Annotated in this window: 8 protein-coding genes; all 8 read right to left on the reverse strand. The window is 64.0% G+C overall.

Annotated elements, in window-relative coordinates:
* A partial coding sequence (locus ABYW26_RS07450) for a cytochrome c-type biogenesis protein CcmH (protein ID WP_372604144.1) occupies positions 1 to 389 on the reverse strand: 389 nt, incomplete at its 3' end.
* A 5-nt stretch (positions 390 to 394) separates the two neighbouring features.
* Positions 395 to 2,368: a heme lyase CcmF/NrfE family subunit gene (locus ABYW26_RS07455; protein WP_372604145.1), complete on the reverse strand. Its 1,974-nt coding sequence runs from the start codon at positions 2,366 to 2,368 to the stop codon at positions 395 to 397.
* Between the two features lie 95 nt (positions 2,369 to 2,463).
* Positions 2,464 to 2,619, reverse strand: a complete 156-nt coding sequence (locus ABYW26_RS07460; protein WP_372604146.1) for a hypothetical protein — start codon at positions 2,617 to 2,619, stop codon at positions 2,464 to 2,466.
* Complete coding sequence (locus ABYW26_RS07465; RefSeq protein WP_372604147.1) at positions 2,616 to 3,161, reverse strand: holin family protein; 546 nt, start codon at positions 3,159 to 3,161, stop codon at positions 2,616 to 2,618. The genes ABYW26_RS07460 and ABYW26_RS07465 overlap by 4 nt, the downstream gene beginning before the upstream one ends.
* Entirely contained in the window at positions 3,152 to 3,763 is a 612-nt protein-coding gene (locus ABYW26_RS07470; RefSeq protein WP_372604148.1) for a holin-associated N-acetylmuramidase, read from the reverse strand. Before ABYW26_RS07470 ends, ABYW26_RS07465 begins: the two co-directional genes overlap by 10 nt.
* A gap of 85 nt (positions 3,764 to 3,848) precedes the next feature.
* Entirely contained in the window at positions 3,849 to 4,295 is a 447-nt protein-coding gene (gene ccmE / locus ABYW26_RS07475; protein ID WP_372604149.1) for a cytochrome c maturation protein CcmE, read from the reverse strand.
* Positions 4,296 to 4,396: 101 nt separating this feature from the next.
* The gene (murI, locus tag ABYW26_RS07480) at positions 4,397 to 5,209 is read right to left on the reverse strand and encodes a glutamate racemase (protein ID WP_372604150.1); all 813 of its coding nucleotides are present in this window, start codon (positions 5,207 to 5,209) and stop codon (positions 4,397 to 4,399) included.
* A 101-nt stretch (positions 5,210 to 5,310) separates the two neighbouring features.
* Positions 5,311 to 7,954 (reverse strand): indolepyruvate ferredoxin oxidoreductase family protein (locus tag ABYW26_RS07485; RefSeq protein WP_372604151.1); only part of this gene is annotated, 2,644 nt, incomplete at its 5' end.

Here is a 7,954-nt window from a genome sequence, read left to right on the forward strand (position 1 = left end):
GTGCGGCGGCGGCTGCGGACATAGCCAAGGCCAACGCCCAGCGCCACGATCAGCATCATCGGCCCGGCGATCCACAGCACCAGATTAGCGCCCGAGCGGGTGGGTTTCAGCAGCACGTATTCACCGTAACGATCGACGATAAAGGCCACGACCTGTTCGTTGCTGTCACCTGCGGTCAGGCGCTCGCGCACCAGCAGGCGCAGGTCGCGGGCCAGTTCGGCATTCGATTCATCAATGCTTTCGTTGCGGCAGACCAGACAGCGCAGATCCTTGGAAATCTCGCGCGCCCGCGCCTCCATCGCCGGGTCGGTCATGATCTCGTCTGGCAGCACTGCCAGCGCCATCGGCGCGGCAAGGATCAGGCACAGGGCAAGGGCAAAGCGTTTCATCAGGGTCACTCCGCCGGAACCGGTTGGGCCACGGATTTGCGCGCGCCCGCGGCGACGCGATAGCGCCGGTCACTGAGGCTGAGAAGCCCGCCCAGCGCCATGATCATCGCCCCGGCCCAGATCCAGTTGGCAAAGGGCTTGATATAGGTGCGCACCGCCCAGCCGCCGCCATCCTGCGGATCGCCGATCACCACATAGATGTCGCGCAGGAAACCGTTATGGATCGCGGCCTCGGTCGTGGGCATTTTCGCCACCGGATAGACCCGCTTTTCCGGGTGTAGGGTATACAGCGGGTGATCGCCCTTCCAGATCGTGGTGGTGCCCATGGTCGAGAAATAGTTTGGCCCCTGCACGCGATCGACCTTGTCCAGCGACACGCCCCATTGCCCGACCTCGAACCGGTCGCCCAGTTGGGTGACGCGGATGTCCTCTTGCTGCCACGCGGTCATCGCGGCGATGCCAAAGATCGTCACGCCCAGACCGGCATGCGCCGCGCCCTTGCCCCAATCGGCCCGCGGCAGGCGGGTGATCCGCGTCAGCCGGGCGGACAAAGAGCCGCGACCGGCGCGGGTCAGGAAATCGACCGCCGCGCCCGAGATCAGCCACGCGCCTAAGAACGCCCCGACCGGTCCCAGCGCCGAGCGCCCACTTTGCATCGCCCAGACCAGCGCCCCGATTGCCAGCGCCAGCGCCAGCGCCGGGGCCAGTTGCTTCATCGCCCGGCCCAGCCGTGCCCGTTTCCACGGGATGATCGCGCCAATCGGCAGGATCAGCGCCAACAGCACCATGAACGGCGTGAAGGCGGCGTTAAAGAACGGCGCGCCGACCGACAGTTTGCGGTCAAAGGCCAGCTCGGCCACCAAGGGCCAGATCGTGCCGACGAACACCACGAAGGCCGCGACCGCCAGCAGGATGTTGTTCAGAACCAAAGCGGTCTCGCGGCTGGCCATGCTGAACACGCCCTTGGCCTGCATCGTCCGGGCGCGCGCCGCGAACAGCGTCAGCGCCCCGCCGGTGAACAGCGCCAGAATGCCCAGAATGAACACGCCGCGCGTCGGGTCCGACGCAAAGGCATGCACCGAGGTAATCACGCCCGAGCGCACGATAAACGTGCCGATCAGCGAGAACCCGAAAGCCATGATCGCCAGCAGGATGGTCCAGCTTTTCAGCGCCTCGCGCTTTTCAACCACGATGGCCGAATGCAACAGCGCCGCCGCCAGAAGCCACGGCATAAAGCTGGCATTCTCGACCGGGTCCCAGAACCAGAACCCGCCCCAGCCCAATTCGTAATAGGCCCACCACGACCCCAGCGCGATGCCGACGGTCAGGAACAGCCAGCTTAGCAAGGTCCAGGGCCGCACCCAGCGCGCCCAGGCCGCATCGACCCGACCTTCGATCAGCGCCGCCACCGCGAACGAGAAACACAGGCTTAGCCCGACATAGCCCAGATACAGGAACGGCGGATGAAAGGCCAAACCGGGGTCTTGCAACAGCGGGTTCAGGTCTTCCCCGTTAAACGGCGGGATCGCCAGCCGGATGAACGGGTTCGAGGTGAACAGGATAAATGCAAAGAACGCCACCGCTATCGAGGCCTGCACCGCCAGCACCCGCGCCCGCAGGCTGGGCGGCAGATTGCCTCCGAACCACGCGGCCAAGGCGCCGAACAGCGACAGGATCAGCACCCAAAGCAGCATCGACCCCTCGTGGTTGCCCCAGACGCCCGACACTTTGTAAAGCATCGGCTTGGCGGTATGCGAGTTCGCCACCACCAGCTGCAGCGAAAAGTCCGAGGTCACGAAGGCATAGGTCAATGCCGCGAAACTGGCGGCGGTCAGCACGAATTGCGCTGTCGCGGCCGGTTCGGCCACGGCCATCCAGCCCGACCAGCCCTTATGGGCGCCGATGAGGGGAATCGTCATCTGCACAATGGCGGTGACGAAGGCGAGGATCAGGGCATAATGGCCAAGTTCTACTATCATGGCGCGGATACTATGCGTTCCGTCAGCCGTCGCCAACGGTCAAAAAGCCGTAGAACGCTGCGGCGCGGTGACGCTTGCGTGAGCAAGCCCGCGCCTTAGGGCGGCGGGATCAGAACCAGCATCGCCCCCGCCGCCAAGATCGCCAGCGACAGCGCCTCGCGGCGGTTGCGCCTGTGGGCGTGGTCGAACAGGCTGACCGCGCTCAGACCCGACAAAAGCGCCGCCAGCGCCGGGATCAGGGCCGGGCTCATGCGCCGACCCGCCAGTCGTCCAGCGCCGGGTTCGGGCCGGTCTGGGGCACCGGGTGCGGGGCGGGATCGTCCGGGTCGGCAAAGGCCCGCAAAGCGCGCAGGTTGTCGGTCATCACCGGCACGCGGGCCATGGTTTCCACGACCGAGCGCTGAAATTCCTGCCCCTTGGCCTGATGGCGGGCGCCGAAATAAAAGCTGATGATCGCGCCCAGCAGCCACCACAGCGGTTCGGGCACCAGACTGATCCCCTGCATCCGTTCGGCGAACCAGATCGGATCGACCATGGCCGAGGTAAACAGCCCGATCGTGCCCAAGGCCAGCAACGGCCGCGGCAAGCGGTTCACGGCGTCGATGATCCGGTCGAACAGCCCGCGGCCGGTGGTGGTGAATTCGCTGGCATATTGCGCCGTGGCGGCGTTTTGCAGGCCCACGGTGCGGGCATCAGACCCTTCGGCATTGACCCGGAACACCTGAGCGGTGTCGCGAATGATATTGTCCGAGGGGCCGAACATGACCCGCAGAATGTCGGAAATCAGCCCCATGCTGCCACCCGTTCCGCATGTTGCGCGGCGCTGAGATGATAGCGTGGCGCGATGAATTCTTCGGCGCGGGTGATCCAGCCGCCTTTGCCGCCATCGCGGCGGCGGGCGTATTTGCGGCTGGCCGGGCGGCTGTCGCCAAGCGCATAGTAATAGTTGCGCCGGGCAATGCCGTAGGCGTCGGCCAGATGGCTGGGCGCGGCTTCGGCGGCGGAATGGGCAGCGGCGATGGTTTTCGGACCCAGCGCGCCGTCCACTGCAAGATCATTCCCCATGTCATTGAGAAGACGCTGCAAAATCCGCACCGCATTGGTGCCGGAATTCACATACATATCAAAGACCGATGGCTGAAGCATCTCGGGCAGCGCCGCCAGACCGGGGCGGTGAAAGTAATGCTCGATAAAGATGTCGCGCGCCTGATCGCGGTTCAACTGCCGCAGATCGCGGTCGTCCACCCGCCCGTCGCTGGTCACATCGCGCCCGACCCGGCGCAGCGTGGCCAGCGTTACACCATATTTCGTGGCGCCGCCCGGATCGTCCGGGTCATTCACATAGCCGCCTTCGCGGGCGACGATCTGTTGCGCGATGTCCTGGACCGATTGCATGAAAACCCCCGTGCCTTGCGGATCACGGGGGAATACTGCGGAGTATTTCGTTAAAATTGTCCGGATCGAGCGGACGCAGCCCGGCTTAGCTGTCGCCCGGCTCTTTATAGACGCCTTGGGCTTTCAGCGCCTCGACGACCTCTTTCGGCATGTAATTCTCATCATGCTTGGCCAAAATCTCGGTGGCTTCGAACACGCCGTTCACCAGACGCCCGGTGCCGACCATGCCCTGATTTTCCTCGAACAGATCGGGCAGCACGCCGGTAAAGACCACCGGCACGCTGGCGCCGCCATCGGTCACGGAAAAGCGCACGGTCTTGCCCTGCCCGCGCACAAGCGTGCCTTCTTCGACCAGACCGCCAATGCGGAAGGTTTCATTCGACGACGGCGGCTCGGCCACGACCTGACTGGGGGCGCGGAAGAAGTTGATCCCGTCCTTCATGGCATAGCCGATCAGCACGGTACTGACGACAAGGGCCACGAAGGTGGCAAGAACAATCTGAATCCGTCGCTGTTTTTTCAGGCCGCGCATCACGTCCTCCGCTGTGAATTTGGTCTGCGAATATCACACACGCCCCGGTCAGAGCCATGCGACATTCAGCACGATGTAGGACGCCCGGGCGGCCTGTGCAATCACACGGCCTGAAATTCGATGCGCCGTTTCAGGAATTGCGTCGCTTTGTTCGACACTTTTTTCGGATCGCCCGTGGTCAGGAATTTCGACTCGGTGCCGGTGCCCAGCATATCGGGGTGCCGGTCCAGATAGTCGGCCAAACTTTCGGCGACCAGATTGGCTTGGCTATAGACCGCGACATGCGGCCCCAGCGCGTCCTGAAAGATATGCTGCATCAACGGGTAATGGGTGCAGCCCAGAATCGCCGCCTCGGGGTGCGGCATCCGGCGTTGCAGCGCCTCGACATGGCTGCGGACAAGGGCCTCGGCCAGAATTTCATCGCCATCCTCGATCGCATCGACAACACCGCCGCAAGGCTGGGCTTCGACATCGACACCGATGGCCCGGTAAGCCAGTTCACGCTGAAAGGCGCGGCTGGCGACGGTGGCAGGGGTGGCGAACAGCGCGACATGCTTGACCGCGACTTCGCGCGGCGGGCTGTTGTCGCCCCAGTGGCGTTCGGTCAGCGCCTCGATCAGCGGCACGAACACGCCCAGAACCCGCTTGTTCGGGGGAACCCAGCTTTCCTGCATGCGCTTCAGCGCCGCAGCCGAGGCGGTGTTACAGGCGAGGATCACCAGATCGCAACCTTCCTCCCACAGCCGCTCGACCGCTGCCGTGGTCAGGTTGAACACATCCTCAGCGTCACGCACGCCGTAAGGCGCATGCGCATTGTCACCGAAATAGACAAAGGGCACATCCGGCAACCGCTTGGTCACCGCATCCAGAACGGTCAAGCCGCCCAAACCTGAATCAAAAATCCCGACTGCCATACTCTGCCTCCTGCCCCGTTTCAGCATTCTGCCGCGCTGCCGGGGGATAACGCAATCATTACGCCCGTTCCGGGGGGAAATCCATATGGCTTGGCGCGGGATTATTCCGCCGCTTTGCGCATTTCCGCCCCCCCGGCGGCGATCACCGCCAGCAATTCCTCGCGCCGTTTGGCCGCCTTGGCCGCGTTCGCCGCCTTGACCGGGCCGAAACCGCGAATGCTCAGCGGCAATTCGGCCAGCGCCAGCGCTGCGTCGCGGGCGGCGTCGGGGGCTTTGAACACGCGCTCGATGTCCTTTTCATATTGCCGGATCAGGGCGCGCTCCATCCGGCGCTCGGCGCTATAGCCGAACAGGTCCAAAGGCGTGCCCCGCAGGCGTTTCATCCGCGCCAGCAGCCGGAACAGCCGTAACACCCAAGGGCCAAAGCTGCGCTTGACCGGGCGGCCATCGGCGCCGGTTTTCGACAGGATCGGTGGCGCCAGATGAAAGGTCATCTGGAAATCGCCGGTGAATTGTTCGCGGGCCTTGTCGGCGCTGGCCAGATGCAGCCGCGCAACCTCGTATTCGTCCTTGTAGCTGAGCAGCTTGTGATAGGCCTTGGCGATGGCTTCGCGCAGGTCGTCCCCTTCGGCGCGCTCGACCAGACGCAGGTATTTCCGCGCCAGACCCCGGCCCTGATAGGCGGTCAGATGATCGGCGCGCAGGCTGATTTTCTCGTCCAGACTCAGCGGCTTGTGGTGAACATTTCCTTCAACCAGCCGCGCCGCCTGTTCCGGGTGCACGATGGCCCAGCGGCCGATCTCGAAAGCGCGCTGGTTGCGCTCGGACGCAGCGCCATTCAGCGCGATGGCGTCAAGGATCGCGGCTTCGGACAGCGGCACCAGACCGCGCTGCCACGCCGCGCCCAGCACCATGATGTTGGAAAAGATCGTGTCGCCCATCAGCACCCGCGACAATTCGGTGGCGTCGAAAAAGCTAAGCCCCTCATGCAGCCGCGCCTCAAGCGCCAGATGCATCCGCCCAGACGGAAGCCGGAAATCGGGATCGCGGGTAAAGGCGCCGGTGATGATTTCGTGGCTGTTGACCACGGCGCCGGTGCGCCCGCCGGCCAAAAGGCCCAGCGTCTTTGACCCGGCGCTGACCACCAGATCGCCGCCGATCAACGCGTCGGCCTCGCCTGCGGCAACCCGGATGGCGCTGATGTCGCCGGGGGCGTTGCCGATGCGGCAATGGATCTGCACCGCGCCGCCCTTTTGCGCCAGACCCGCCATTTCCATCATGCCGACGCCCTTGCCATCCAGATGCGCCGCCATCGCCAGAACCGCGCCCACGGTCACAACGCCGGTGCCGCCAACGCCGGTGGCGACGATGTTCCATGTGCCGTTGATTGTCGGCAGAGCGGGCGCGGGCAGATGCGGGATGTCGATTTCGGCGCTGGCTTCTTTGCGGATTTCAGCGCCGGTCAGGGTGACGAAAGACGGGCAGAACCCGTCGACGCAGGAGTAATCCTTGTTGCAACTGGACTGGTCGATCGCCCGCTTGCGGCCCAGATCGGTTTCCACCGGCACGATCGAGACACAGTTCGACTGAACCCCGCAATCGCCGCAGCCTTCGCAGATATCAGTGTTGATGAACACGCGGGTATCGGGGTCGGGAAAGGTGCCGCGCTTGCGGCGGCGGCGCTTTTCGGCGGCGCAGGTCTGAACATAAAGAATGACCGATACACCTTTGTAATTACGCAATTCTTCCTGAACCTTCATCAGGTCGTCGCGGGTGTGGCGGCTGAATTCACGCGGAAAGGCGTCAAGGTCCAGATCCTCTTTCGGGTCATAGACCAGCGCCACGCGCTGAACCCCCATGGCCAGAACCTCGCGGGCGATACGATCAGCGGTCAGTCCGCCATCATTGCCCTGCCCGCCGGTCATGGCGACTGCATCATTATAGAGGATCTTGAAGGTGATATTCGACCCGGCCGCCAACGCGGCGCGAATGGCTTGCAGACCCGAGTGGTTATAGGTGCCGTCGCCCATATTCTGAAACACGTGGTCACGGGTCGAGAACGGCGCCTCGCCGATCCAGTTGGCACCCTCACCGCCCATATGGGTGTAGCCCGAGGTCTCGCGGTCCATCCACATCGCCATGATATGACAGCCGATCCCGGCATAAGCGCGCGACCCTTCAGGCAGTTTGGTCGAACTGTTATGCGGGCAGCCCGAGCAGAAATACGGCAGGCGCGCGGCGATGTCTTCGGCATTGTCGGCCTTGACCGCCTGCTCCAGCTGCACCAGCGCCGCCTTGACCGACTCGGTGCCGCGGCCTTCTTCGGTCAGGATCTCGCCCAGCTTGGTGGCGATCATCACCGGGTTCAGGGCAAAGCGCACCGGGAACAATTCCTCGCCCTTGCCGTCTTTCCAGCCATAGACCCGCCGCCCGCGCCGGTCGTCAAAGATGGCCTCTTTGACCTGCACTTCGATCAGCTTGCGCTTTTCCTCGACGACGATGATCAGGTCCAGACCTTCGGCCCAGTCGTGAAAGCCGCGCATGTCCAGTGGCCAGGTCTGGCCGACCTTATAGGTGGTCAGGCCCAGACGTTCGGCCTCGGCAGCGTCGATGCCCAGCAGGCTAAGGGCATGGGTCAGGTCCAGCCAGTTCTTGCCCGCCGCCACCAGACCGATTTTCGCGCCGGGTCGCCCCCAGACGCGCTTGTCGATTTTGTTAGCATGGGCAAAGGCTTCGGCGGCGAAC

Origin of the sequence: Actibacterium sp., from assembly GCF_041584535.1 — a bacterium.
In the GTDB taxonomy this organism is placed as follows: domain Bacteria; phylum Pseudomonadota; class Alphaproteobacteria; order Rhodobacterales; family Rhodobacteraceae; genus Actibacterium_D.